Below are 24,202 nucleotides of genomic sequence, written 5' to 3' on the forward strand. Positions count from 1 at the left end.
CCGGGCCGCCACGTCCTGGGCTCCACCCGGCGGTGGCGCCCACGAGTGCGGGCTCGCGGCAACGATGACGGACGCACCTGAAGTCACCCCACTGTCCGGACAGGTCTGTTCGCAGCAAAGCCGTCACTCGAATGGGTGACGGCGACAAGCGAACCCTACGACACCGCCGCGGCCGCGCGCCACCCCCGCCGATGTCCCGCACACAAGATCATCGCTGGTCGGCGGGGGTGTCGGCGACGACGCGGAATCCGATGTTGCCGCTGGAGCTGTCCGGGGTGTTGCTGGTGCGCGCAGCGACCCGGTAGCGGTTGCAGTACGAGGCGTGGCACAGATACGAGCCGCCGCGCATCACCTTCGCGCTGCCGTCGGCCGGTCCGGTGGGATCGGTCACCAGCGACGAACCGTGCTCGGTGCCCCACCAGTCCGAGCACCACTCCCACACGTTTCCCGCGACGTTGTACAGGCCGAACCCGTTGGGCTCGAAGGCGTCCACCGGCGCCGTACCGCGGTAGCCGTCCTCCGCGGTGTTCTTCACCGGGAACTGCCCCTGCCAGATGTTGCAGCGGTGCTGCCCGCCCGGGGTCAGCTCGTCGCCCCACGGGAAGCGCCGACCGGACAGCCCGCCGCGCGCGGCGTACTCCCACTCGGCCTCCGTCGGCAACCGGGTGCCCGACCAGCGGCAGTAGGCGACGGCGTCGTGCCAGGACACGTGCACCACCGGATGATCGGCGCGGTCCGCCACAGTGGACCCTGGTCCCTCGGGGGCGCGCCAGCAGGCCCCCTCCACCCCGCACCACCACGGCGTCTGCTGCGGGCGCGGGGAAACCTTCCGCAGCGCCCTCGGCAGGAACCCGGCGAAGACGTACGACCAGCCGAACCGCTCGGCGTCGGTGACGTAACCGGTGGCGGCCACGAACTCGCCGAACTGCGCGTTGGTCACCGTGTGCACCGCGATGCGGAACGGGGACAGCGCCACCGGACGCACCGGGCCCTCGCCGTCGGCGGGGAACCCGTCGGTGTCCTCGGTGCCCATCTGGAACGTCCCACCCGGCAGGTCCGCGAACACCGCCGCGACCGCGGTCGGCGCGGGCGCGGGTTCCGGCGCGGGGGAGCTCGGCGCGGCCCCGCCGAGGGCGCCTCGGGTCGGGCCGCAGCATCCTGAGTGCTCGATCACGGCCTCCACCGTAAGCGGTGCCGCGCGAGCCGCCCGCAGCCGTGTTCGAGTCGGTATGCCGACCCTCGGCAGCGGGTGACCCGATCCGAGAAGTGTCCGGAGTGGACGTTCAGAGTGCGGGCGTTGATGGCCAGCATCGCCGAGCGGGGCCTGCTGGGTCGGTAGCAGAGCGCCGGCCCCGCCGGGGTGGCGAGGCCGGCGCCCGACCGAAAGCGCCTCAGCGGTGGCCGAACAGCCGGATGTCCCGCTTCAGCTGCGCCGCCAGATCCCGCACCCGGCGGTCCAGCGGCCCATTGTCGTCCAGCACGTCGGTGAACATCACAGCACCCAGGATCAACACCAACAACATGGCCACAACGACGACGAACACGTTCCTCACCCCTTCTGCCCTCACCATCGGTGGCGATCGGTTTTCGTTACCGGTGGACGCGTTACCGGTGGGACGCGTTGCGGTGCCGAACGTGACGCGCGTTGCACCACCGGCGGGGACCAGCACCGCCCGCCAGCGGTGGCAGTAGGATCACCGCCGAGCACGTCCGGCCGAACGGGCGGTCCCCGCAGGACCCGCGAAGACTAGCCTGGAGAGATGGCGACCAACCGACCCAATCCTGCGCAGTGGGTCTGGTACGCCTTCGGCGGCAAGCTGCCGGACCGGTGCGCCGAGTGGGTGCTGCACGACGTCACCTGCCGCACGTGGGTGCTGCGGCACCTGGTGCGCGCCCTGATCCAGCTCGCGCCGTTCTGCCTGCTGGTCCTGCTGCCCGGTCCGCTGTGGATCAGGCTGACCTCGATCCTGCTCGGCCTGCTGGTCGGCCTGTTCTACTCGCTGTGCTACATGGGCGAGACGGCCGAGCACCGTGCGATCAAGCACGGGTTCCCGGCGGGCATGGCCCGCGAGACGCGGGAACTGCGGCGCGACGTCCGCCGTGCCGCCAAGCACGGCATCGGCTACCGGCCCTGGTGGGAGTGACCGGATGGACATCGACGCGGCGTTGGCCGACGCCGACATCGCGGTGCTGTGGCTGGACCGCGCCGACCGGCCACCGCCCCGCGCACCGCTGGCGCGGGACCGGCGAGCCGATCTCGCGGTCGTCGGCGGCGGGTTCACCGGCCTGTGGGCGGCGATCCTCGCCAAGCAGCGGAATCCGCACCTTGACGTCGTGCTCCTGGAGGCGGACCTGCTCGGGGCGGGCGGCAGCGGACGCAACGGTGGCTTCCTCTCCGAGTCGCTGACGCACGGCCTGGCCCACGGGGTGGTGCGCTGGCCCGGGGAACTCGCGCGGTTGGTCGCGCTCGGGCGCCAGAATCTGCAGGAGATCGGGGAGTTCGTCCGTGCCGAGGGCATCGACGCGGACCTGCGGCTGTGCGGCAGGACCAGCGTGGCCACCCGGCCGCACGAGGTCGGCGAGCTCAGCGACGAGGCGGAGCTGTACCGCGAACACGGCATGGCCGCCCGGTTCCTGGGCGCGGGCGGGATGCGCGCGGACGTGGCGTCGCCGACCTACCGGGCCGGGCTCCGGTTGCCCGACGCCGGTGGACTGGTCGACCCGGCCCGGCTGCTGTGGGGTTTGGCGGCCGCCGCGGAACGACTCGGGGTGCGGCTGCACGAGAACACCCCGGTGCGCGGGCTGCGCCGAGACCGGACCGGCGTCCGGCTGCGCACTCCACACGGGACGGTGCGGGCAGCGGGCGTGGTGCTGGGCACCAGCGCCTTCCCGGCCCCGCTGCGCTCGATCCGCAGGTACGTGCTGCCGATCTGGGATTACGTGCTGGTCACCGAGCCGCTCTCGGAGCAGCAGTGGGCGTCGTTGCGGTGGCGGGACCGGCAGGGCATCACCGACAGCGGCAACCACTTCCACTACTACCGGCCCACCCCGGACGGCCGGATTTTGTGGGGCGGGCACGAGCCGGTGTATCACTTCGGCGGCCGCACCGCTGCGGAGCTCGCCCGCTGCGACCGCGCGCACCGACGACTGGCGCGGCACTTCTTCGCCACCTTCCCGCAGCTGGAGGGGGTGCGGTTCACACACCGATGGGGCGGCCCGATCGACTCGACGACCCGGTTCACGCCGCTGTTCGGCTGCGACCGGGCGGTGGCCTACGCCGTCGGCTACACCGGCCTGGGCGTGGCGGCGTCCCGGTTCGGCGCGAACACCGTGCTGGACCTGCTGTGGGGCGAGGACACCGAACGCACCCGACTGGCGATGGTGCGCGACCGGCCGGTGCCGTTCCCGCCGGAACCGCTGCGCTGGCCGCTGGTCCGCTACACCACCCGAGCCCTGGCCAGAGCCGACGAGGACGGCGGTCGCCGCGGCCGCTGGCTGAGCCTGCTGGACCGGCGCGGACTCGGTCTCGGCTCCTGACGCGCGGCGGGGTCCCCGGACGCGCCGGGAACCTGACATCGCCGTCAGCGGAGTTCGAGGTCCATGAGCAGGTTGATCTGGCGCTGCACGCCGTCATCACCGCCGAGCTCGGGGAAGTGCTTCACCGCCTGCTCACACAGCTCCACCAGGTGCTGCTTCTTGGTCTGCCTGCCGCTCGGGAACTCGTAGTACTCGAACGACGGTCCGGCGTGCGGGATGGGACCCGGTTGCCGCGATTCGGTGTGGAGCGGCGTGCGGACCAGCCGGTCGGCGATGGGGTAGAGCACGCCCTGCATGATCGCGATGCTGTTGCGCTCGAGCCCGTAGCGGCGGCTGTACAGCACGTCCCGCTCGGTGCCGGGCAGCTTGCCCCAGCGCAGGTCGTTGGTGGGCGTGTTGAACAGTTTGTCGAGGATGCAGAGCAGGTAACAGTACGCGGCGTTGAACAGTTGCATCAGTGCGTGGACCGACTGGTTCTCCAGTGGGCCGCCCGGTGCGAAGTCGGCGATCCGAGGGTCGTCGATGACCGGCCAGACGGCGTGCGGGTCGTCGATGGTGAAGTCGTAGCCCTCCTCGGCGTTGCCCGCGCCGATGCCCTCGATGTGCTTTTTGATTCGTAGGAACTTCTCGTAGTGGGTGAACTCCTCGTACCCCGGCCTGGGGTTCTCCGGGTCTGTCGGTGCCGTCGTGTGGTGGTTCTCGCTGCCTTCGCCCTGCTCGATAATGGTGCGGAGGGCGGCCTGGACGTCCTTGAAATTCTTGATCAGGATGGGGTGGCCGGCCCCGAACTGGTTCCAGAACCCCCGGCGGTACTGGTACTCCACGTTCGTCTCGAGCCAGTTGATCTGGTTTTGCAGCCGCGTGAAGCCCCGTTCGATCTTCCGGTAGAACGCGCCGAGGCTGGTGTACTGCTCGAGGTCGTCCGGCTGGGCGCGGAACACGTCCGCCTCCTCGAGCTTGTCCGGCTTTTCGATCTCGATGAAGGTGTCGACGTGCTCGGTCGACAGGCGCCGCAGGTGCAAATCCAGCGGTGGCGTCCGGTGCAGCATCCGCGACGGGAACTCCGGCAGGAAGGCCCGATCGTAGAAGTCGATGTCGGCGCCGTAGCCGATGGCGATCATCATGTTGCGGACCAGGCACAGGTGCAGCATCTCCTCGATGGCCACCCCGATCAGGGTGCGCAGCGCGCCCTGCTGCGGTGCCCACTGCGAGTAGCCCCGTGTCCGGATGGAGTAGGCGGAGTACAGGTACGGCGGGATGGTGGACATCTCGACCTGTGCGGCCACCTTGAGGTGCTTGGCCAGGTCGTCCAGGTTGTCGATCTCCTTGGTCGGGTCGAGCGCGCAGACGGGAACGGTGGGCTGTACTGCCCTGACTTCGGTGGTGGTCATCGCAGGCCGCTTTCTACGAGGGTGTGGTGCGTGGTGTCCGGCGGTGCGCCCCCGGCATCCGGTCGGTCGATCGCGGTGAACAACCGCGCCCGGACCCAGTCCCGCAACCAGGCCCGGCCCGTCTTCGGGTCCACGTCGCCCAGCGCGGTGCCGACCGGTGTCCCGCTCGCCAGGGCGCGCAGCGCCCGGAACGCCCCGGGCCCGACCTCGCGGGTGACGACGTGGCCGTCGCGCCGGGCTACGGCCAGCAGGCTCGGCCGCGGCGCGGGGATCGGCGGGTCCTCGCCACGGTGCACGGCGAGGGTGTACTCGTGGACCGGGAACCGGGCCGGGATGAGACCCAGCCCCGGTGCCGGTCGCAGCACGAGGTCCGGCCGCATCGGGTCGTCGGGCACCTCGACACCACCGCAGCCGTCGTCGGGGGCGTCGAGTGCGTCGTTGACGGCGCGCTCGAACCGCAGCAGGTCGATCACCAGGTCCGGCCAGGACTCCCCGCCGGTGTCGGGCTGGGTGGCCTCGACGTGCTCGGCGAAACCGTCGGCCAGCCGGAACAGGGTGCGGGAGCGGGACGGCCGCGCGTCCAGGAAGTCCAGCGCGAACCGGTCGAACAGCTCCCGGCCCAGCAGGTGGCACGCCGCCGGGTGGAAGCCGCGCATCGCCTCCACCAACCGCAACCGGTAACCCCGCCAGTACACGGCCAGCCGCTCCCGGGCGCTCAGCCGCGCCGAGGCGGTCACCACCTGCTCGACGTCGGCGGGCAGGCCGTCGGGGTCCAGCATCGCCCGCTGCATCCAGCGCTGGAGCTCGGCGAGCCCGAGCGGGTCAGGCATCGTCGCCTCCCAGGGCCTCGGCGGCGACGCGGCGGGCCTTGGCCAGCTCCGCTTCGAGCACCGGGAACTCCGGGATCCGGTCGTCCCACTCCAGCAGCGTCGGCACTCCGCCGGTGAGCCGGACGGCCTCCCGGTACAGCTCCCACACCGGGTCGGCCACGGGCGCGTCGTGGGTGTCGATGATGTGCGTGCCGTGGTCGGTGTGCCCGGCCAGGTGCAGCTGCACGACGCGGTCGTGCGGCAGCGCCCGCAGGTACTCCAGCGGGTCGAAGTCGTGGTTGCGGGCGGAGACGTGAACGTTGTTGACGTCCAGCAGCAACCCGCAGTCGGCGTCCTCGGCGAGCCGCGCGAGGAACTCCCACTCGGTCATGGTCGCCCCGGTGAACTGCACGTAGGTGCTGGGGTTCTCCAGCACGAGCCGGCGCCCCAGGACGTCCTGCGCGGCCCGCACCCGCCGCACCACGTGGGTCAGCGCCTCCTCGGTCAGCGGCAGCGGCAGCAGTTCGTGGGTGTTGATGCCGAGCACCCCGGTCCAGCACACGTGGTCGGACACCCACCGGGCCCCGGTTGCCTCGGCCAACCGGCGCAGCCGCTCGAGGTAGTCCAGATCGAGCGGGTCGGTGCTGCCGATGGACATCGACACCCCGTGCAGCACGACGGGGTAGCGGTCCGCGACCTCCTCCAGCGCCCACCGCCGGTGCCCGTGCGGGTCGAGGTGGTTCTCCGAGATGGCCTCGAAGAAGTCGACCGCCGGGCGCTCGCGCCGGATGTGCTCCAGGTGCGGGGTGCGCAAGCCCACCCCGAAGGCCAGGCGCCCGAGATCGCCCGGCCGGGCGGCCGGGGGATGGGACGTCACGCGTCCTCCTGCGTGCGGTTCTCGGCGGGGTGCGGCGGGATGTCCTCGTCCCGCATCACGTCGTAGCGCGGCAGCATGTCGTCGGGGATGCCCTCGCCCGGCGACGGGCCGAAGGCGAGGTTGGCCTCGTGCATGCGGGCCTCGAACAGCCGCCGGGCCTGCTTCCACACGCTCTTGCCCTTGAGCGGTCCGGCGGAGAAGACGCGGCTGACGTTGACCGGGCTGGCGCAGCTGCCGTTGAACCGGCACGCCTGGGCACCCGGGTAGAACTGCTGGTAGTCGCCGCCGTGGTAGCCGCACCCGCCCTGGCCGCGGCAGTGCCCCTCGCCGTGGCAGACGTGCTCCACCGTCGCACAGGTGCCGGTCCCCGCCATGTAGGCGTTCCCGTCGGCGTCCAGGCCCTTGCAGGCGCTCAGGCCCATGCAGATGTGCAGTTCCATCGCTTCGGCCGGAGCGCCGCGGTCCCGCCCGTGTCGCCGCCCGCGGTCGCGGACCTCGGCGGCGTACTCGGCCGACAACCACGGTGTGGCCTCGTCCTGTTGCCGGTGCCCGTCGTGTTGGTGGCCCGAACCGGTCATGCCGCACCTCGCCCGCTTCCGGAGATCCCGACTGCTGCGGCGCCGGCCCCGCGGCGCCACATTCCTGCGTACCGAGGTCGCCGGTGCGCCACTACGGCGGATTGCCGGTTTCCCTCGACCGGGCCACCGGTTCCCCTCCATCGAGCAGTGGAAACGGAGAGCCGTTCGCGAAATCCGTTGTCCCGCCCGGGTTCGGCGCAGACGTCGCTCTCCTCGGTGCGAGCCGAACGCGTCACCCGTGGCGACTCCGTGCTGGGGGTTGCTGTGCGTGCCGGCCGGCAGCGGCGCACCCGGGCGCCGACCCCGAGCGTGCCCGACGCACCGGCGCTTCGCCTGCTCGGGGGAATTCCGGCGACCCCGCTTCGAGCCGCTGGCCGCATTGTCCCTCGCCAGCGGCGTGCCGCGCGGTCGACCGCGGCCAACCGGGAACTCTGGGTAACCGATTGATCATTGCGCGTGGTCCCCGCTGGTCATACCTTCGGTGGACGGGCCGACCGGCTCGTCATCGCGGCTCTCCGGAGACCGTCGCCCGAGGGCAGCAGTGACCGAAGGGGTGCAGCGCAGCCATGCCCAACATCGTCCGTGCCGCGCTGGTCCAGGCGAAGTGGACCGGCGACACCGCCTCGATGGTCGACCAGCACGAGGCGCACGCCCGCGCCGCCGCCGCGCAGGGCGCCCGGATCATCGGGTTCCAGGAGGTCTTCAACGCGCCGTACTTCTGCCAGGTGCAGGACCCGGAGCACCACAGGTGGGCCGAACCGGTGCCCGACGGGCCGACCACGCGGCGGATGTGCGCGCTGGCGCGGGAACTCGGCATGGTCCTCGTCGTGCCGCTCTACGAGATCGACGGCCCCGGCTTCTACTACAACACCGCCGCGGTGATCGACGCCGACGGCAGCTACCTCGGCAAGTACCGCAAGCACCACCTGCCGCACCTGCCGGGATTCTGGGAGAAGTTCTACTTCCGGCCCGGCAACCTCGGCTGGCCGGTGTTCGACACCGCGGTCGGGCGCATCGGCGTCTACATCTGCTACGACCGGCACTTCCCGGAGGGATGGCGCGCCCTCGGGCTGGCCGGAGCCCAGCTGGTCTACAACCCGTCGGCGACCAGCCGCGGCCTGTCGGCCTACCTGTGGCAGCTCGAGCAACCCGCCGCGGCGGTCGCCAACGAGTACTTCGTCGCCGCCATCAACCGGGTCGGCGTCGAGGAGTACGGCGACAACGACTTCTACGGAACCAGCTACTTCGTCGACCCCTACGGGCGGTTCGTCGGCGAACCCGCCAGCACCACCGACGAGGAGCTGCTGGTGCGCGATCTGGACTTCGACCTGATCGACGAGGTCCGCCGTACCTGGGCGTTCTACCGCGACCGCCGCCCGGACGCCTACCAGCCGCTGGTCCAGCCGTGAGGGAGGGGCGATGACGAGCACGCACGCCGAACTGACCAAGCGGCACCGCGCCGTGCTGCCGGACTGGCTCACGCTCTACTACGACCAGCCGATCGACCTCGCCCGTGGCGAGGGGCGGCACGTCTGGGACGCCGAGGGAAACCGCTACCTGGACTTCTTCGGCGGCATCCTGACCACGCTGACCGCGCACGCGCTGCCGGAGGTCACCGCCGCCGTCCGCGAGCAGGCGGGCAGGGTGCTGCACACCTCGACGCTGTACCTCAACCGCCCCATGATCGAGCTGGCCGAACGCATCGCCGAGCTGTCCGGCATCAACGACCCGCGGGTCTTCTTCACCACCAGCGGCACCGAGGCCAACGACACCGCGCTGCTGCTGGCGACCGCGCACCGCCGCTCCAACCAGGTCCTCGCGCTGCGCAACAGCTACCACGGCAGGTCGTTCTCCGCGCTGGCCGTCACCGGCAACCGCGGCTGGTCGCCGACCAGCCTCTCCCCGGTGCAGACCGCCTTCGTGCACGGCACCCGCCGTCGTGGCACGCCGCTGGCCGACCTGCCCGACGAGCGGTTCGCCGAGGCGTGCGTGGCCGACCTGGAGGACGTGCTGGGTCAGCTGCACGGCAACGTGGCCTGCCTGATCGCCGAGCCGATCCAGGGCGTCGGCGGGTCCTCGGTGGTGCCCGACGGCCTGCTGGCCCGCTTCAAGGAGGTCCTCGACCGGCACGGCATCCTGTGGATCAGCGACGAGGTGCAGACCGGGTGGGGCCGCACCGGCGAGCACTTCTGGGGCTGGCAGGCGCACGCCGGCAGCGGCCCGCCGGACGTGGTCACCTTCGCCAAGGGCCTCGGCAACGGCCTGTCCATCGGCGGGGTCGTGGCCCGCGCCGAGGTGATGAACAGCGTCGGCACCAACTCGATCTCCACCTTCGGTGGCAGCCCGATCACCGCCGCCGGCGCGCTGGCCAACCTCGACCACCTGCTGCGGCACAACCTGCAGGGCAACGCCGCGCGCGTCGGCGCGGTCCTGCGCCGCCAGCTCGAGGGCGCACCGGACCGCGCACCCGCGGTGGTCGACGTGCGCGGCAAGGGCCTGATGATCGGGATCGAACTGGCGCACCCGGACGGAACACCCGCACCGGACCTCGCCACCGAGGTGCTGGAGGAGACCCGGCGCGGCGGCGTGCTCATCGGCAGGGGTGGGCTGGACGGCAACGTCCTGCGCATCGCCCCGCCGCTGAGCCTCACCGAGGACGAGGCCCACGAGGGCGCCGCGGTGGTGCTGGCGGCGCTGGAGGGAGTGGGGCGGCGATGAGCCGGAAGATCATCCGCGGTGGCCTGGTGATCACCGCGACCGAGGAGCTCCGCGCCGACGTGCTCGTCGACGGCGAGCGGGTGGCCGCCGTGGCCGCGCCGGAGATCGCCGAGCAGTGGGTGTCCACAGCGGACGCGGTGCTCGACGCCGACGGCCACTACGTGATCCCCGGCGGCGTCGACGTGCACACCCACATGCAGATGCCCTTCGGCGGCACCCATTCGTCGGACACCTTCGAGACCGGCACCCGCGCCGCCGCCTGGGGCGGCACCACCACGATCGTTGACTTCGCGATCCAGCCGGTCGGCGGCTCGCCGCGCGAGGGCCTGGACGCCTGGCACGCCAAGGCCGACGGGCGGTGCGCCATCGACTATGCCTTCCACATGATCCTCTCCGACGTCGGCGACGAGGCGCTCAAGGAGATGGACACACTGGTCGCCGAGGGGATCACCAGCTTCAAGCTGTTCATGGCCTATCCCGGCGTGTTCTACAGCGACGATGGGCAGATTTTGCGCGCCATGCAGCAGGCCGCCGACAACGGCGCGCTGGTCATGATGCACGCCGAGAACGGCATCGCCATCGACGTCCTGGTACGGCAGGCGCTGGCCGCCGGGCGCACCGACCCGCGCCACCACGCGCAGGTCCGGCACCCGCTGCTGGAGGCCGAGGCCACCCACCGCGCGATCCAGCTGTCCAGAGTGGCCGGTGCCCCGCTGTACGTCGTGCACGTCTCGGCCACCGAGGCGGTCGCCGAGATCGCCCGGGCCCGCGACGGCGGGCTCAGCGTCTTCGGCGAGACCTGCCCGCAGTATCTGTTCCTGACCGCCGACGAGCTGGCCCGGCCCGGGTTCGAGGGCGCCAAGTACGTCTGCTCCACGCCGCTGCGGCCCGCCGACCACCAGCAGAACCTGTGGCGGGCGTTGCGCACCGACGACCTTTCGGTGGTCTCCACCGACCACTGCCCGTTCTGCTTCACGGACCAGAAGGAACTCGGTCGCGGCGACTTCTCCAGGATTCCCAACGGCATCCCGGGCGTGGAGAACCGCATCGACCTGCTGCACCAGGCCGTGGTGGAGGGCCGCATCAGCCGCCGCCGCTGGGTGGAACTGGCCTGCACCACCCCGGCGCGGATGTTCGGGCTACACCCCCGCAAGGGCACCATCGCCCCCGGCAGCGATGCCGACATCGTGATCTACGATCCGCGCGCCGAGCACGTGCTGTCCGCCGAGACGCATTACATGAACGTCGACTACAACGCCTACGAGGGCCGCCGCGTCACCGGTGCGGTGCGCACCGTGCTGTCCCGGGGCGACGTGATCGTCGACGCCGGCACCTACCAGGGCCGCGCCGGGCACGGCGCGTTCCTGCGCCGCGACACCTGCCAGTACCTGGTCTGACGGACCGAACCCACGGAAGGGGCCGTGACATGGATCTTGGTCTCGTGCTGCAGACCGACCCACCGGCGTCGCTGGTCGTGGACCGGATGCGTCGCGCCGAGCAGCTCGGCTTCAGCCACGGGTGGACCTTCGACTCCTGCGTGCTGTGGCAGGAGCCGTTCGTCATCCACAGCCAGATCCTGGCCGCCACCGAGCGGCTGCGGGTCGGCCCGATGGTGACCAACCCGGCCACCCGCGACTGGACGGTCACCGCGTCGACCTTCGCCACGCTCAACGACATGTTCGGGCCGCGCACCGTGTGCGGCATTGGCCGGGGCGACTCGGCGGTGCGGGTGACCGGCGGGCGACCCACCACGCTGGCCACCCTGGAGCAGGCCATGCACGTGATCAAGGAGCTGGCCGAGGGCCGCGAGGTGCAGCTGCACGGCACACCGGTGCGGTTGCCGTGGGTGCGCGGCGGCAGCCTGCCGATCTGGATGGGCGCCTACGGCCCCAAGGCGCTGGAGCTGGTGGGGCGGCAGGCCGACGGTTTCATCCTGCAGCTGGCCGACCCGTTCCTGACGCGCTGGATGGTCGACCACGTCCGCCGGGCCGCCGCGGACGCCGGGCGTGACCCGTCGTCGATCGCGGTGTGCGTGGCCGCGCCCGCCTACGTCGGCGAGGACCTCGACCACGCCCGCGAGCAGTGCCGCTGGTTCGGCGGCATGGTCGGCAACCACGTCGCCGACCTGGTCGAGCGCTACGGCACGGCCGGGGCGGTACCCACCGCGCTCACCGACTACATCAAGGACCGGAAGGGCTACGACTACGCGCACCACGGCCGTCCGGGCAGCCGCAGCACCGACTTCGTGCCCGACGAGATCGTGGACCGCTTCTGCCTCCTCGGCCCGGTCGCGGCGCACCTGGACCGGCTGGCCGAGCTCCGCGAAACCGGGGTGGACCAGTTCGCCGTCTACGCGATGCACGACGCGATCGACTCCACTGTGGAGACCTACGGCGAACAGATCATCCCGGTCGTGTCCTGACCGGCGGGTGGCGCCGCGCTGCCACCGACCACCTGCGGGCAGCGGCCCGGGCGTTGCCCGCACCGCTGGCTGCGGGTCACACCGGGGTTGCTTTGTAGAGTTCCGCGGGAACTCGCAGGCCCCGGTCGGCGGGGTGGAACGGAAGGCACGCCATGCGGCAGGGACTCGGCGCGAAGCTCGGCATCGGCTGGCGGGTGCACGGGGACGGCAGCACTCCGCGCCCCGGTGAGACGGTGGCCCCGGACGAACGGTTGTCCTGGGGGCGCACCATCGGCCTGGGGGCGCAGCACGTCGTCGCCATGTTCGGCGCCACCTTCGTCTTCCCGGTGCTGATGGGCCTGGACCCGAACCTGGCGATCATGGTTTCGGGCGCGGCGACGATCCTGTTCCTGCTGATCGTGCAGGGCAGAATTCCCAGCTACCTGGGCAGCAGCGCGTCCTTCGTGGGTGCGGTGGCGGTGATCCGGGCCGGGGGCGGGGACTCCTCGGCGGTCACCGGCGCGATCCTGGTCTGCGCCCTCGTGCTGGCCGCCTTCGGACTGGTCATCCACGTCGTCGGGGCCCAGGCGGTGCACCGGCTGCTGCCGCCGGCCGTCTCCGGTGCGGTGGTGATGCTGATCGGCTTCAACCTTGCCCCGGTGGTGGCCGAGACCTACTGGCCGCAGGACCAGTGGATCGCGTTGATCACCATGGTGGTGGTGCTGGGCTGCAGTGTGCTGCTGCGCGGTTTCTGGTCGCGCATCGCGGTGTTGCTCGGCCTGGTCGCGGGCTACGCGCTGTCGTGGCTGTTCGACCGGGGTTTCGGGCCGATCACGGCGCCGGACGGCAGCGGCCAGGTCAGCACGCACCCGCGTGTCGACCTCAGCGCCGTGGCGGACGCCAGCTGGTTCGGCCTACCCAGCCTGCACGCCCCCTCGTTCGACGCCGCGGCGATCATCGTGGTGCTGCCCGCGGTGATCGCGCTGATCGCGGAGAACACCGGGCACGTCAAGGCGGTGGAGGAGATGACCGGCACCCGCCTGGACGGCAGCCTGGGCCGGGCCATCTTCGCCGACGGCTTCGCCAGCGCCCTGTCCAGCGCGGTCGGCGGCCCGCCCACCACCACGTACGCGGAGAACATCGGCGTGATGGCCGCGACCCGGGTGTACTCCACGGCGGCCTACTGGGTGGCGGCGATCGTGGCGATCCTGTTCGGACTGTGTCCGAAGTTCGGGGCGGTGGTCGCGGCGACGCCCGGCGGCGTGCTGGGCGGCATCACGGTGGTGCTGTACGGCATGATCGGGCTGCTGGGCGCGAAGATCTGGGTGGAGAACCGGGTGGACTTCGGCGATCCGGTCAACCTGCTGCCGCTGGCCGCCGGGCTGGTGGTCGGTATCGGGGGAGTGTCGCTGCAGATCACCCCGCGGTTCTCGCTCAGCGGCATCGCGCTGGGCACCCTGGTGACGCTGCTCGGCTACCACCTCCTGCGGGTGCTGGTGCGCCGCTGATCGTCAGTGCGACCGGACCGGGCAGGGCTTACGTTCGGCAGCGGAGGGCCCGGTGTCGAGGAGGCCGCCATGCTGCGTCCGGTCCACTTCGAGATCCACGTCTCCGACGTGGAGCGTGCCCGTGCGTTCTACGCCACCGTGTTCGGGTGGCGGTTCCAGCAATGGGAGGACAACCCGTACTGGCTGGTCTTCACCGGCACCGGTCCGGGCATCGACGGCGGCATGCGTCTGCGTTCCGGCCCGGAACCCACCGACGACACCCCGATCACCGGCTTCGCCACCACGATGGAGGTGGCCGATATGGACTCATGATGCTGTCGATCGTGCAGGACGCCGGCGGCCGGGTGACGATGCCCAGGACGGCGCTGACCGGCATGGGCTGGGTCGCCTACTGCCGTGACACCGAGGGCAACGTGTTCGGCATGTTCCAGGCCGACGACATGGCCACGTAGCCGCGGGCCGCTCCCGGGTTCAGCGCCGGGCGTTGGGCCGGTTCATGACGATGTCCTCGGGGGTGACGGGGCGGCCCGGCAGCGGGGTGCCCGGGCGGGCCTGCAGGCCGTCGAGCACCAGCGTCAGGTAGCGGGCGGGCGCGTCGCGGCGGACGTCCTCGGGGGCGGCGTGGATGTTCTGCAGCAGCATCGACAGGATGATCCCGATGTCGCCGCTGCTGACGTCCGGCCACAGCGATCCGTTCTCCTGCGCGGCGCGCACCAGGCCGTCCATGATCTCCAGCAGCTCGTCGCGGCACCGCTGCAGTTCGGGGTCGTCGCCGAGGACGCTGCGGGCCCGCTCCGAGAGCATCGACAACCGGACCACGGTGTGCAGGTCGGTGCCGCTGAGCAGGACCTCGGTCAGCGCCTGCCAGGGGTCGGGCTCGCTGTCCACGATCTCGCGGGCCTTGTCGAGGACCCGTTGGAAGGCGTCCTGGCCGACGGCGCGGATCAGCGAGTCGCGGTCCGGGAAGCGCCGGTAGAGCGTGCCGATGCCGACTCCGGCGATGCGGGCGATCTCCTCCATGGGCACATCGGTGCCGCGGTCGGTGAACGCCGTGCGGGCCGCGGTGATGATCCGGTCGCGGTTGCGGCGGGCGTCCGCCCGCAGTCGCGGGGTCGCGTCGGTGGTCATGGTCCTCGCTGGTGTCGTGCGGTGGGCTGGTGGGCGGATTGTCGCATGTCTCCCGGCGGGAGAAAGGTCGACGGAATTCTTCCGGTTCGCTATAAACGGAAGAAGTTCATCCAGTTGTCCGCTCGGTGATCAGGGAGTCACGTGATGTCCGAAGCCACCACCGGCACCTTCCCGAAGGTGCGCGCCTGCCCGTACGAGGTGCCCGCCGAGTACACCCGCCGCCGCGCCGAGGAGCCCGTCTCGAAGGTCCCGATGCTCGGCGGCGGCACCGCCTGGCTGGTCACCCGCCACGAGGACGTCCGCCGGGTACTTACCGACCCGCGGTTCAGCGCCGACCGCCGCAACCCCGGCTTCCCGCAGCTCGCCCCGGGGGCGCGCAACGTCGTCCCCACGGTGGCACCGTCGATGATCACGATGGACGCCCCCGAGCACACCGCCGCGCGCCGCGCGGTGCTCGGCGAGTTCACCGTCCGCCGGATCGCCGACCTGCGCCCGCGCGTCCAGCAGATCGTCGACGACTGCATCGACGCGATGATCGACGGGCCGCGCCCCACCGACCTGGTGCGGGCGCTGTCCCTGCCGGTCCCGTCGCTGGTGATCTGCGAGCTGCTCGGCGTGCCCTACGCCGACCACGAGTTCTTCCAGCGGCGCAGCAGCGCGCTGCTGCGCCGCACCACGCCGGCGGACGAGCGCCTGCGGCTGATCACCGAGATCCGGTCCTACCTGGACGAGCTGGTCACGGCCAAGGAACGCGACACCACCGATGACCTGCTCGGCAGGCAGATCCGCAAGCGGCGCGAGGACGGCGACTACGACCACGACGCGGTGGTCAGCCTGGCGGTTTTGCTGCTGATCGCCGGGCACGAGACGACGGCCAACATGATCTCGCTGGGCACCCTGGCGCTGCTGGAGAACCCCGAGCAGCTGGCGCGGATCGTCGCTGACCCAAGCCAAACCCCGGCCGCGGTGGAGGAGCTGCTGCGCTACTTCACCATCGTCGAGGCCGCGACGGCGCGGGTGGCGACCGCCGACGTCGAGATCGGCGGGCAGCTGATCCGGGAGGGCGAGGGCGTGCTGGCCGTCGGGATCGCCGCCAACCGGGATCCGGAGGTCTTCGACCGGCCCGACGAACTGGACCTGGCCCGCGGCGACCGGCGGCACGTGGCCTTCGGGTTCGGGCCGCACCAGTGCCTCGGGCAGAACCTCGCCCGGATGGAGCTGCAGGTCGTCTTCGACACGCTGTTCCGGCGGCTGCCCGGCCTGCGGTTGGCCGCTGCCGTCGAGGACATCCCGTTCAAGACCGACGCCAACATCTACGGCGCCTACGAACTGCCGGTCACCTGGTGAGAGGAGCGGACGTGCGGATCGAAGCGGACCTGGAGCGCTGCGTCGGAGCCGGGCAGTGTGTACTGACCGCCCCGGCGCTGTTCGACCAGGACGACGCGGACGGGCGTGTCGTCCTGCGGTCGCCGGAGGTGACCGGCGCACACGAGGTGGCGGCCCGCGAAGCGGTGCAGGTGTGCCCGTCGGGAGCGCTGTCGCTGGTCGCCGAATGACGTGGGGGCGAAACCGTGGTGGGCGCAGGGCGTCGACGTCAGCAGGCCCAGTTCAGCCCGGGTGTACGACGTGCACCTCGGGGGTTCACACAACTTCCAGGTCGACCGGGAGCTGGCCGAGAAGGCCGCCGAGCTGATGCCGTCGCTGCCGGCCGTGCTGCGGGCCAACCGGTCCTTCCTGCGCCGGGTGGTGCACCACCTGGCCGAGCTGGGCGTGCGGCAGTTCCTCGACCTCGGTTCGGGCATCCCGACGGTCGGCAACGTGCACGAGATCGCCCAGCGAGTCGATCCGGAATGCCGCGTGGTCTACGTGGACAACGACCTGGTGGCCGTGGCACACAGCCAGGCGATCCTGCGCGGCAACGACCCCGCCACCGCCATCCGCGCCGACTTCCGCGACGTTGAGGAGGTGCTCGACCACCCCGAGGTGCGGTCCACTCTGGACTTCGACCGGCCGGTCGCGGTGCTGTTCTTCGCCGTCCTGCACTTCGTGCCGGACTCCGACGACCCGGCCGGTGTCGTGGCACGCTACGTCGACCGGGTGCCCAGCGGCAGCTACCTGGCGATCTCGCACGCCTGCAGCGACGGCATCCCGGAGTCGACCCGGGAGGCGGCCGAGCTCTACAGCCGCCGCATCGGCGGCTTCCACATGCGCCCGAAGGAACAGATCGCCGCGATGTTCGGTGACCTGGAGCTGCTCCCACCGGGCCTGGTGGACCTCGCGGAATGGCGGCCGGACTCCTGGGAGCTGCCGCCGGGCGGCAAGCCGTGGACCGGTCCCGGCGGCGTGGCCCGCAAACCCTGAACGCCCGCCGTTGCGACGCCCGCCGTTGCGGCGGCGCGGCCGCCGGGCGTGCTCGCAAGGGATGGCTTCCCGCGTGAACGTGGTCGGGGATCGGCGCAGCCGAGCGGCGTTTGCGAGCTTGCGGGGCCAGCCGCGAGTCGGATGGCTCCAACACCGAAAAGCGGCGCCACCTCCCCCTCTCCTGGAGGTGGCGCCGCCCCGGTGCGGTTGAGCCGCCAGCACGCAGCCTGGCGGTTGGGGCGCTGCGATCACAGGGACTTGTGCCTCTGGTCAGCCCCGTTTAAGACGCTCTTGATCTCCGCGCAGCAGGATGCGGATCTCGTGCACCGCCGCGCGGCCGGCCCGGCTGGCGCCGATGGTGCTCGCCGACGGACCGTAGCCCACCAGGTGCAACCGCGGTTCGGCCACCACGCGGGTGCCTTCGACGCGGATGCCGCCGCCCGCCTCGCGCAGGTGCAGCGGTGCCAGGTGGGCGATGGCGGGCCGGAAACCGGTCGCCCACAGGATCACGTCCGCGCGCTGGGCGCGGCCGTCGGCCCACACCACGCCGGTGCTGGTGATCCGCGCGAACATCGGCTGCCGGTCCAGCACGCCGCGCTGCTGGGCGGCGCGCACTGCCGGGGTGCCGGGCAGGCCGGTCGCGCTGACGACGCTGCCGGGCGGCAGGCCCACCCGAACCCGGCGTTCCACCTCGGCGACCGCGGCGCGGCCGTCGAACTGACCGGTGGTGAACCGCGGGGGCCGCCGCGTCACCCACGTCGTGGTGGCGACCTCGGAGATCTCCAGCAGGTGCTCCACCGCGGAAATACCGCCGCCGACCACGACGACGTGCTGTCCCCGGAACTCCTGCGGGTCGCGGTAGTCCGCGGTATGCAGCTGGCGGCCGGTGAACAGGTGCCGACCGGGGTAGTGCGGCCAGAACGGGTTGTCCCAGGTGCCGGTCGCGTTGAGGACGGCGCGGGCCGCCCAGGTGCCCGCCGAGCTGTCCACCAGCAGCCGCTCGCCGCCGTCGCGCACGGCGTCGACCTTCACCGGTCGCAGCACGGGGAGCTGCCTGTCGTGTTCGTAGCGTCCGAAGTAGTCGACGATCACGTCGGCGGCAGGGCGGGCGCCGTCGGTCTCCGGTAGGGGGCTGCCGGGCAGGTCGTGGATGCCGTGCACGCCGCCGAGGCGCAACGACGGCCAGCGGTGTCGCCACGCGCCGCCCGGTCCGTCACCGCGGTCGAGGACCACGTGCTCGATCCCGGTCCGCTGCAGGTGGTGCGAGGCGGTCAGCCCGGCCTGACCGGCTCCGATGACCACGACGTCGATGCGTTTCACGTCCACCGGAACACCCCCGGCGCGGGGTTCTTCCCACTGCCAGAGTGGTCTGTGTCACTGTGCGGCGAGTTCGCCGGATACGGCCGGTCGGGTGCGACGCACAACACCGTCAGGGTGTCTTCGATCCGGAAGAAACAAGGCCCTACGATTGTTGGTACACGTGGTGGTTTCCCCAAACCTTCTTCCGATTGTCGCTGCCCATTGCGGGGCGGTACTTCGCGCGCGGAAGACGGGGCGGTTCGCGGAAGGGAGGCAAGAGTGACAACGGTGTGGGTGGCCCTCGCGGCCGAGACGGTGGTGCTGCTGGCGGTGGCGGCGGTGTTGACCCGGTGGGCGCAGCGGTCGCGACCGGACACCCAGGACCAGGAGGGTGAACAGGCTGGTCCCGCTGCCGAGCGCCTCGCCTGATCCCGCGCGACCACGGCTCGTTCGCTCGCCGAACAAGCCCGTGCCCCTCATCCGCAACGGCTTTCCATATCGCTGTGGAACCCGTTCGCGTTACACAATTCCCGGTGTTTTTTCGCGATTCACGGCGCTGTCGCAATACCCATTCCGCAATTGGCGCACCAGCGGTCCGGGCGGCCGGCCGGGTTTGCTGGTCGCGTCCGGTCGCGCCCCTTACCGATGTGATGGCGCCCATGCCGTGCTCCGGCGTGCGCGGCGCCCGATAGGGTGGGCCGGACAACGGCGAACCACCGAATCGGGAAGGGAATCCGTGACTCGAGCTGAGCAGTCCAGTGGTCCCCGGCCGCGTTCCACGGTGCTGCCCGCCAGCCGGTCGGTGCTGGCGAACTACCGGACGTTCCTCGAGCGCGCGCTGCGCAGACCGAAGCTGGTCGGCGCGGTGGCGCCCAGCTCGCCGCACCTGGCCCGGGAGATGGCCGCGGTGGTGCCCACCTCCGGAAGCCCGGTGGTCGTCGAACTGGGCCCTGGCACGGGCGCGCTCAGCGGCGCGATCCGCGAGCGCCTGCCGGAGGGCGGTCGCCAGCTGGCCATCGAGCTGGACGGCGGCATGGTCGACTACCTGCGCGCCGAGCTGCCGTGGCTGGAGGTGGTCCAGGGCGACGCGGCACGGCTGGGTGACCTGCTCGCGGAGGCCGGTGTCGGCCGGGTCGACGCGGTCGTCAGCGGCCTGCCCTGGTCGATCTTCCCGGCCCGGCTGCAGCAGGACATCCTCCAGCAGGTCGGCTCGGTGCTCGCGCCCGGCGGCGCCTTCACCACGTTCGCCTACGTGCACGCCCTGGGCATGACTGGCGCGCGGCTGTTCCGCCGCCGCCTGGACCTGACCTTCGACGAGGTGCTGACCTCCCGCACGGTGTGGCGCAACGTCCCGCCGGCCCGCAGCTACGTCTGCCGCCGCCCGCGCATCCTCGGCTGACTCGTCAGCGAGGTGTGCCCTGCCTCCCCGAACGCGGGGGCGACAAGGACATCGCCGAGCGCCAACGCACGCCCACCTCACCGGCCGGTGGTCGCAGTTTCCCGCCAAAGGGGAACGGGGCCGATGCGCTTGTGGCGCACCGGCCCCGTTCGGAAGTGCCCGCCGGATCGGCAGGGGTCTCAGGAGCGGATCATCTTGCGCAGGACGTACTGCAGGATGCCGCCGTTGCGGTAGTAATCGGCTTCACCGGGGGTGTCGATGCGGACCTTGGCGTCGAACTCCACCTTCGAGCCGTCGGCCTTGGTCGCGGTCACCTGCACCGTCTGCGGCGTCTCGCCCTGGTTGAGCCGGGTGATGCCGGAGATGTCGTAGGTCTCCGTGCCGTCCAGGCCCAGCGACTTCGCCGAGGAGCCCTCCGGGAACTGCAGCGGGATCACGCCCATGCCGATCAGGTTCGAGCGGTGGATGCGTTCGAAGGACTCGGCGATGACCGCACGGACCCCGAGCAGCCGGGTGCCCTTGGCCGCCCAGTCGCGGGACGAACCGGAGCCGTACTCCTTGCCGCCCAGCACCACCAGCGGGATGTTCTTCGCGGCGTAGTTCTGCGCGGCGTCGTAGATGAACGCCTGCGGGCCGCCCTCCTGCGTGAAGTCGCGGGTGTAGCCGCCCTGCACGTCGTCCAGCAGCAGGTTACGCAACCGGATGTTGGCGAAGGTGCCGCGGATCATCACCTCGTGGTTGCCGCGTCGGGAACCGTAGGAGTTGAAGTCCTTGCGGTCGATGCCGTGCTCGGTGAGGTACCTGCCCGCGGGCGAGTCCGGCTTGATCGCACCGGCCGGGGAGATGTGGTCGGTGGTCACCGAGTCGCCCAGCAGCGCCAGCACCCGGGCGCCGGAGATGTCCTCCACCGGGGCGGGCTCCATGGTCATGCCCTCGAAGTACGGGGGCTTGCGCACGTAGGTGGAGTTCGGGTCCCACTCGAAGGTCTCGCCCTGCGGGGTGGGCAGCGACCGCCACCGCTCGTCGCCCTTGAAGACGTCCTCGTAGGACTTGGTGAACATCTCGTTGGTGATCGCCGAGTCGATCACCTGCTGGACCTCCTGCGGCGAGGGCCAGATGTCGCGCAGGAACACCGGGTTGCCGTCGGGGTCGGTGCCCAGCGGGTCGTTCTCGAAGTCGAAGTCCATCGAGCCGGCCAGCGCGTAGGCGATCACCAGCGGCGGCGACGCGAGGTAGTTCATCTTCACGTCGGGGTTGATCCGGCCCTCGAAGTTCCGGTTGCCCGACAGCACCGACACCACCGACAGGTCGTTGTCCTGCACCGCGGCGGAGATCTCCTCCGGCAGCGGGCCGGAGTTGCCGATGCAGGTGGTGCAGCCGTAGCCGACCAGGTGGAAGCCCAGCTTCTCCAGGTACGGCCACAAACCGGCCTTCTCGTAGTAGTCGGTGACGACCTGCGAGCCCGGGGCCATCGAGGTCTTCACCCACGGCTTGCGGGTCAGGCCCTTGTTGACGGCGTTGCGGGCCAGCAGCGCCGCGCCCAGCATCACCGACGGGTTGGAGGTGTTGGTGCAGGAGGTGATCGAGGCGATCACCACGGCGCCGTGGTCCAGCTCGAACTCACCGAGCTCCTCCGAGGACACCTTGACCGGCTTGGAGACCCGGCCGTCGGAGCCGTTGGCGGCCGACAGGACCACCGGCGCGGACTCGTGGTGGGTGACCGACGGCGCGTCGCTGGCCGGGAAGGACTCCTTGCCGGCCTCATCCAGCGCCTGGTCGTCGGCCGACTCGACCTTGGCGTAGTCGGTCAGCGCGGTGCGGAAGGCTTGCTTGGCGCGGGACAGCTCGATGCGGTCCTGCGGGCGCTTCGGGCCGGCGATCGACGGGACCACGGTGGACAGGTCCAGCTCGAGGTACTCGGAGTACTCCGGCTCGTGGCTCGGGTCGTGCCACAGGCCCTGCTCCTTGGCGTAGGCCTCGACCAGCGCGACCTGCTCGGCGGAGCGGCCGGTGAGCCTGAGGTAGCGCACCGTCTCGTCGTCGATCGGGAAGATCGCGCACGTGGAGCCGAACTCCGGGCTCATGTTGCCGATGGTGGCGCGGTTGGCCAGCGGGACCGAGGCCACACCGGAGCCGTAGAACTCGACGAACTTGCCGACCACGCCGTGCTTGCGCAGCATCTCGGTGATGGTCAGCACCACGTCGGTGGCGGTGGCGCCGGCCGGGATCTCGCCGGTGAGCTTGAAGCCGACCACGCGCGGGATGAGCATCGACACCGGCTGGCCCAGCATCGCGGCCTCGGCCTCGATGCCGCCCACGCCCCAGCCCAGCACGCCCAGGCCGTTGACCATGGTGGTGTGCGAGTCGGTGCCCACGCAGCTGTCGGGGTATGCCTGGCCGTTGCGGGCCATCACGGTGCGGGCCAGGTGCTCGATGTTGACCTGGTGCACGATGCCGGTGCCCGGCGGGACGACCTTGAACTCGTCGAAGGCGCCCTGGCCCCAGCGCAGGAACTGGTAGCGCTCCTTGTTACGGCCGTATTCGAACTCGACGTTGCGCTCGAACGCGTCCGGCTTGCCGAACACGTCGATGATCACCGAGTGGTCGATGACCAGCTCGGCCGGGGCCAGCGGGTTGACCTTGGAGGTGTCGCCGCCGAGGTCGGCGACCGCCTCGCGCATGGTGGCCAGGTCGACCACGCACGGCACGCCGGTGAAGTCCTGCATGATCACCCGCGCCGGGGTGAACTGGATCTCCGTGGACGGCTCGGCCTTGGCGTCCCAGTTGGCCAGGGCGCGCACGTGGTCGGCGGTGATGTTCGCACCGTCCTCGGTGCGCAGCAGGTTTTCCAGAAGGATCTTGAGGCTGTAGGGCAGGCGCTGCGCGCCGTCGACCGCGCTGAGGCGGAACACCTCGTAGGAGGCGTCGCCGACCTTCAGCGTGCCGCGGGCGCCGAAGCTGTCCTTGCTCGCAGGTGCAGTCACGTCCAACTCCATCTCGCGACGGGCGCAGGTTCGGGAACGGTTGCGAGTCTCGCGCACGTCGGCCGAGCATGCGCGGGGACCCACCGTCTCGTCACTGCTAACAGTACGCTTGTCCTGTATTTGTTCCCAACCGAGGGTCGGCAAACTCCCGATCGCATGTACCAGCCCGTGCAAAACCGCAGAATTTCCGGGGTGTCCCACGTTCTGGGACGGTGGTACCGAAATTGGCTCCCACGCGGTCGGGGCGGCGTGCTTCGATGGCCCGGTGCGCAACCTGACCCACAACGCCAAGGCCGCCGGGCTGGCGGTCGCGATCGCCTCCGCGTTCTGCTTCGGCGGTTCCGGCCCCGTCGCCAAACCGCTCATCACCGCCGGGTTCACCCCGCAGCAGGTGGCCTGGCTGCGGGTGGCCGGGGGAGCGCTGCTGATGCTGCCGTTCGTCGTCCGCCACGCCCGGGTGGTGCGCCGGTCGCCGAAACTGCTGCTCGGATACGGACTGTTCGCCATCGCGGGGGTCCAGGTGTGCTACTTCGCCGCGATCGCCACCGTGCCGGTCGGCGTCGCGCTGCTCATCGAGTTTCTGGGGCCGGTGTTCGTGCTGGGCTGGATCCGGTTCGTGCGCAGGCGTCCGGTGACCCGCTCGGCCGCGGTGGGCGTGGTGATCGCCGTGGCCGGTCTGGCCTGCGTGGTGGAGCTGTGGTCCGGATTGGGCTTCGACCCGGTCGGCCTGCTGCTGGCGCTGGGCGCGGCGGGCTGTCAGGCCACCTACTTCCTGCTGTCCGACAGCGGACCGCAGGTCAACCCGTTCGCGCTGACCGGTTTCGGGCTGCTGATCGGCGCCGCGCTGATCACGCTCGTCGCGGCCCCATGGAACATGGACTGGGCGCTGCTGACCGGACCGGTGCAACTGGCCGGGCACCACGTCCCGGCACTGCTGGCGGTGGCCTGGCTCGTCGTGCTGAGCACGGTGCTGGCCTACCTGACCGGGATCGTCGCGGTGCGGCGGCTGTCGCCACCGGTCGCCGGGGCGGTGGCGTTCCTGGAGCCGGTCGTGGCGACCGTGCTGGCGTGGGCGCTGCTGGCCGAGGCGCTGGGGCCGTACCAGCTGCTCGGCGGTGCGCTCATCCTCACCGGGGCCTACGTGGCGCAGCGCGCCGCCCCGGCGCGGACGCAGGCGTCGGAACTGGCCGGTGTGTGAGCCCACGCCCCGAC

24 protein-coding genes are annotated in these 24,202 nt (G+C 71.2%); 15 read left to right on the forward strand and 9 right to left on the reverse strand.

The features are described from left to right. Positions 1-208: 208 nt before the first annotated feature. Together IEY17_RS14280 and IEY17_RS14285 are read right to left on the reverse strand one after the other, a co-directional pair. Positions 209-1,174, reverse strand: coding sequence for a formylglycine-generating enzyme family protein (locus IEY17_RS14280; protein ID WP_373289881.1), 966 nt, complete (start codon positions 1,172-1,174; stop codon positions 209-211). A gap of 217 nt (positions 1,175-1,391) precedes the next feature. After that, entirely contained in the window at positions 1,392-1,544 is a 153-nt protein-coding gene (locus IEY17_RS14285) for a hypothetical protein (protein WP_188987870.1), read from the reverse strand. A 216-nt stretch (positions 1,545-1,760) separates the two neighbouring features. Here IEY17_RS14285 and IEY17_RS14290 point away from each other — a divergent pair, with 216 nt between their 5' ends. Both IEY17_RS14290 and IEY17_RS14295 read left to right on the forward strand, forming a co-directional pair. Beyond that, positions 1,761-2,144 carry a DUF5313 family protein gene (locus IEY17_RS14290; RefSeq protein ID WP_188987871.1) on the forward strand — a complete coding sequence of 128 codons (384 nt, stop codon included), beginning with the start codon at positions 1,761-1,763 and terminating at the stop codon, positions 2,142-2,144. A 4-nt stretch (positions 2,145-2,148) separates the two neighbouring features. Continuing rightward, positions 2,149-3,537: an NAD(P)/FAD-dependent oxidoreductase gene (locus IEY17_RS14295; RefSeq protein WP_188987872.1), complete on the forward strand. Its 1,389-nt coding sequence runs from the start codon at positions 2,149-2,151 to the stop codon at positions 3,535-3,537. A gap of 44 nt (positions 3,538-3,581) precedes the next feature. On the opposite strand, the gene IEY17_RS14300 is transcribed toward IEY17_RS14295, so the two are convergent. The 4 genes from IEY17_RS14300 to IEY17_RS14315 are packed head-to-tail and all read right to left on the reverse strand — an operon-like array spanning position 3,582 to position 7,192. Further along, complete coding sequence (locus IEY17_RS14300; RefSeq protein ID WP_188987873.1) at positions 3,582-4,928, reverse strand: ferritin-like domain-containing protein; 1,347 nt, start codon at positions 4,926-4,928, stop codon at positions 3,582-3,584. Further along, positions 4,925-5,758 (reverse strand): HvfC/BufC N-terminal domain-containing protein, encoded by an 834-nt coding sequence (locus tag IEY17_RS14305; protein WP_188987874.1) that lies wholly within the window; start codon positions 5,756-5,758, stop codon positions 4,925-4,927. Before IEY17_RS14305 ends, IEY17_RS14300 begins: the two co-directional genes overlap by 4 nt. Beyond that, the gene (gene bufB, locus IEY17_RS14310) at positions 5,751-6,614 is read right to left on the reverse strand and encodes an MNIO family bufferin maturase (protein ID WP_188987875.1); all 864 of its coding nucleotides are present in this window, start codon (positions 6,612-6,614) and stop codon (positions 5,751-5,753) included. The genes IEY17_RS14305 and bufB overlap by 8 nt, the downstream gene beginning before the upstream one ends. Next, the gene (locus IEY17_RS14315; RefSeq protein WP_188987876.1) at positions 6,611-7,192 is read right to left on the reverse strand and encodes a hypothetical protein; all 582 of its coding nucleotides are present in this window, start codon (positions 7,190-7,192) and stop codon (positions 6,611-6,613) included. The genes bufB and IEY17_RS14315 overlap by 4 nt, the downstream gene beginning before the upstream one ends. 566 nt (positions 7,193-7,758) lie before the next feature. Between IEY17_RS14315 and IEY17_RS14320 the strand changes: the two genes are divergently transcribed. The 7 genes from IEY17_RS14320 (at position 7,759) to IEY17_RS26105 (ending at position 14,271) form a co-directional block, all read left to right on the forward strand. Further along, positions 7,759-8,601, forward strand: a complete 843-nt coding sequence (locus IEY17_RS14320; RefSeq protein WP_188987877.1) for a nitrilase-related carbon-nitrogen hydrolase — start codon at positions 7,759-7,761, stop codon at positions 8,599-8,601. Between the two features lie 10 nt (positions 8,602-8,611). Then, a complete protein-coding gene (locus IEY17_RS14325) occupies positions 8,612-9,910 on the forward strand; it encodes an aspartate aminotransferase family protein (protein ID WP_188987878.1) in 1,299 nt (432 codons plus the stop codon). Then, positions 9,907-11,307, forward strand: coding sequence for a dihydropyrimidinase (hydA, locus tag IEY17_RS14330; RefSeq protein WP_188987879.1), 1,401 nt, complete (start codon positions 9,907-9,909; stop codon positions 11,305-11,307). The genes IEY17_RS14325 and hydA overlap by 4 nt, the downstream gene beginning before the upstream one ends. Positions 11,308-11,336: 29 nt before the next feature. Next, positions 11,337-12,332 carry a TIGR03842 family LLM class F420-dependent oxidoreductase gene (locus tag IEY17_RS14335; protein ID WP_188987880.1) on the forward strand — a complete coding sequence of 332 codons (996 nt, stop codon included), beginning with the start codon at positions 11,337-11,339 and terminating at the stop codon, positions 12,330-12,332. Between the two features lie 152 nt (positions 12,333-12,484). Then, entirely contained in the window at positions 12,485-13,819 is a 1,335-nt protein-coding gene (locus IEY17_RS14340; RefSeq protein WP_188987881.1) for a uracil-xanthine permease family protein, read from the forward strand. Between the two features lie 69 nt (positions 13,820-13,888). After that, the gene (locus IEY17_RS26100; RefSeq protein WP_373289882.1) at positions 13,889-14,131 is read left to right on the forward strand and encodes a VOC family protein; all 243 of its coding nucleotides are present in this window, start codon (positions 13,889-13,891) and stop codon (positions 14,129-14,131) included. Then, on the forward strand, positions 14,128-14,271 hold the full coding sequence (locus tag IEY17_RS26105) for a VOC family protein (protein WP_373289883.1): 144 nt from the start codon (positions 14,128-14,130) through the stop codon (positions 14,269-14,271). The genes IEY17_RS26100 and IEY17_RS26105 overlap by 4 nt, the downstream gene beginning before the upstream one ends. Before the next feature lie 19 nt (positions 14,272-14,290). Here the strand turns inward: IEY17_RS26105 and IEY17_RS14350 are convergent, their stop codons facing one another. Next, positions 14,291-14,947: a TetR/AcrR family transcriptional regulator gene (locus IEY17_RS14350; RefSeq protein WP_188987882.1), complete on the reverse strand. Its 657-nt coding sequence runs from the start codon at positions 14,945-14,947 to the stop codon at positions 14,291-14,293. Positions 14,948-15,091: 144 nt separating this feature from the next. Between IEY17_RS14350 and IEY17_RS14355 the strand changes: the two genes are divergently transcribed. The 3 genes from IEY17_RS14355 to IEY17_RS14365 are packed head-to-tail and all read left to right on the forward strand — an operon-like array spanning position 15,092 to position 17,308. Then, positions 15,092-16,294 (forward strand): cytochrome P450, encoded by a 1,203-nt coding sequence (locus tag IEY17_RS14355; protein WP_188987883.1) that lies wholly within the window; start codon positions 15,092-15,094, stop codon positions 16,292-16,294. 11 nt (positions 16,295-16,305) lie between these two features. Continuing rightward, the gene (locus IEY17_RS14360; RefSeq protein ID WP_188987884.1) at positions 16,306-16,503 is read left to right on the forward strand and encodes a ferredoxin; all 198 of its coding nucleotides are present in this window, start codon (positions 16,306-16,308) and stop codon (positions 16,501-16,503) included. A 1-nt stretch (position 16,504) separates the two neighbouring features. Further along, positions 16,505-17,308, forward strand: a complete 804-nt coding sequence (locus tag IEY17_RS14365) for an SAM-dependent methyltransferase (protein ID WP_188987885.1) — start codon at positions 16,505-16,507, stop codon at positions 17,306-17,308. Positions 17,309-17,578: 270 nt separating this feature from the next. On the opposite strand, the gene IEY17_RS14370 is transcribed toward IEY17_RS14365, so the two are convergent. After that, on the reverse strand, positions 17,579-18,628 hold the full coding sequence (locus IEY17_RS14370) for an NAD(P)-binding domain-containing protein (RefSeq protein ID WP_188988013.1): 1,050 nt from the start codon (positions 18,626-18,628) through the stop codon (positions 17,579-17,581). Between the two features lie 258 nt (positions 18,629-18,886). On the opposite strand from IEY17_RS14370, the gene IEY17_RS14375 reads away from it, so the two are divergent. Together IEY17_RS14375 and IEY17_RS14380 are read left to right on the forward strand one after the other, a co-directional pair. After that, entirely contained in the window at positions 18,887-19,036 is a 150-nt protein-coding gene (locus IEY17_RS14375) for a hypothetical protein (RefSeq protein ID WP_188988049.1), read from the forward strand. Between the two features lie 409 nt (positions 19,037-19,445). After that, the gene (locus tag IEY17_RS14380) at positions 19,446-20,006 is read left to right on the forward strand and encodes a class I SAM-dependent methyltransferase (protein ID WP_188988015.1); all 561 of its coding nucleotides are present in this window, start codon (positions 19,446-19,448) and stop codon (positions 20,004-20,006) included. A gap of 179 nt (positions 20,007-20,185) precedes the next feature. Here IEY17_RS14380 and acnA read toward each other — a convergent pair whose 3' ends face one another. Further along, entirely contained in the window at positions 20,186-22,990 is a 2,805-nt protein-coding gene (acnA, locus tag IEY17_RS14385) for an aconitate hydratase AcnA (RefSeq protein ID WP_229680157.1), read from the reverse strand. Between the two features lie 265 nt (positions 22,991-23,255). Between acnA and IEY17_RS14390 the strand changes: the two genes are divergently transcribed. Continuing rightward, on the forward strand, positions 23,256-24,188 hold the full coding sequence (locus tag IEY17_RS14390; RefSeq protein WP_188987887.1) for an EamA family transporter: 933 nt from the start codon (positions 23,256-23,258) through the stop codon (positions 24,186-24,188). The last annotated feature ends 14 nt before the right edge of the window (positions 24,189-24,202 follow it).

This window comes from Saccharopolyspora thermophila, assembly GCF_014646075.1.
Taxonomy (GTDB): domain Bacteria; phylum Actinomycetota; class Actinomycetes; order Mycobacteriales; family Pseudonocardiaceae; genus Saccharopolyspora; species Saccharopolyspora thermophila.

What these genes read in the sequence shown, in the direction of transcription:
- IEY17_RS14290 (WP_188987871.1), top strand. Translation starts at nt 1,761, where the DNA reads ATGGCGACCAACCGACCCAATCCTGCGCAGTGGGTCTGGTACGCCTTC.
- IEY17_RS14295 (WP_188987872.1), top strand. Translation starts at nt 2,149, where the DNA reads ATGGACATCGACGCGGCGTTGGCCGACGCCGACATCGCGGTGCTGTGG.
- IEY17_RS14300 (WP_188987873.1), bottom strand. Translation starts at nt 4,928, where the DNA reads ATGACCACCACCGAAGTCAGGGCAGTACAGCCCACCGTTCCCGTCTGC.
- IEY17_RS14305 (WP_188987874.1), bottom strand. Translation starts at nt 5,758, where the DNA reads ATGCCTGACCCGCTCGGGCTCGCCGAGCTCCAGCGCTGGATGCAGCGG.
- IEY17_RS14315 (WP_188987876.1), bottom strand. Translation starts at nt 7,192, where the DNA reads ATGACCGGTTCGGGCCACCAACACGACGGGCACCGGCAACAGGACGAG.
- IEY17_RS14320 (WP_188987877.1), top strand. Translation starts at nt 7,759, where the DNA reads ATGCCCAACATCGTCCGTGCCGCGCTGGTCCAGGCGAAGTGGACCGGC.
- IEY17_RS14325 (WP_188987878.1), top strand. Translation starts at nt 8,612, where the DNA reads ATGACGAGCACGCACGCCGAACTGACCAAGCGGCACCGCGCCGTGCTG.
- hydA (WP_188987879.1), top strand. Translation starts at nt 9,907, where the DNA reads ATGAGCCGGAAGATCATCCGCGGTGGCCTGGTGATCACCGCGACCGAG.
- IEY17_RS14335 (WP_188987880.1), top strand. Translation starts at nt 11,337, where the DNA reads ATGGATCTTGGTCTCGTGCTGCAGACCGACCCACCGGCGTCGCTGGTC.
- IEY17_RS14340 (WP_188987881.1), top strand. Translation starts at nt 12,485, where the DNA reads ATGCGGCAGGGACTCGGCGCGAAGCTCGGCATCGGCTGGCGGGTGCAC.
- IEY17_RS26100 (WP_373289882.1), top strand. Translation starts at nt 13,889, where the DNA reads ATGCTGCGTCCGGTCCACTTCGAGATCCACGTCTCCGACGTGGAGCGT.
- IEY17_RS26105 (WP_373289883.1), top strand. Translation starts at nt 14,128, where the DNA reads ATGATGCTGTCGATCGTGCAGGACGCCGGCGGCCGGGTGACGATGCCC.
- IEY17_RS14350 (WP_188987882.1), bottom strand. Translation starts at nt 14,947, where the DNA reads ATGACCACCGACGCGACCCCGCGACTGCGGGCGGACGCCCGCCGCAAC.
- IEY17_RS14355 (WP_188987883.1), top strand. Translation starts at nt 15,092, where the DNA reads ATGTCCGAAGCCACCACCGGCACCTTCCCGAAGGTGCGCGCCTGCCCG.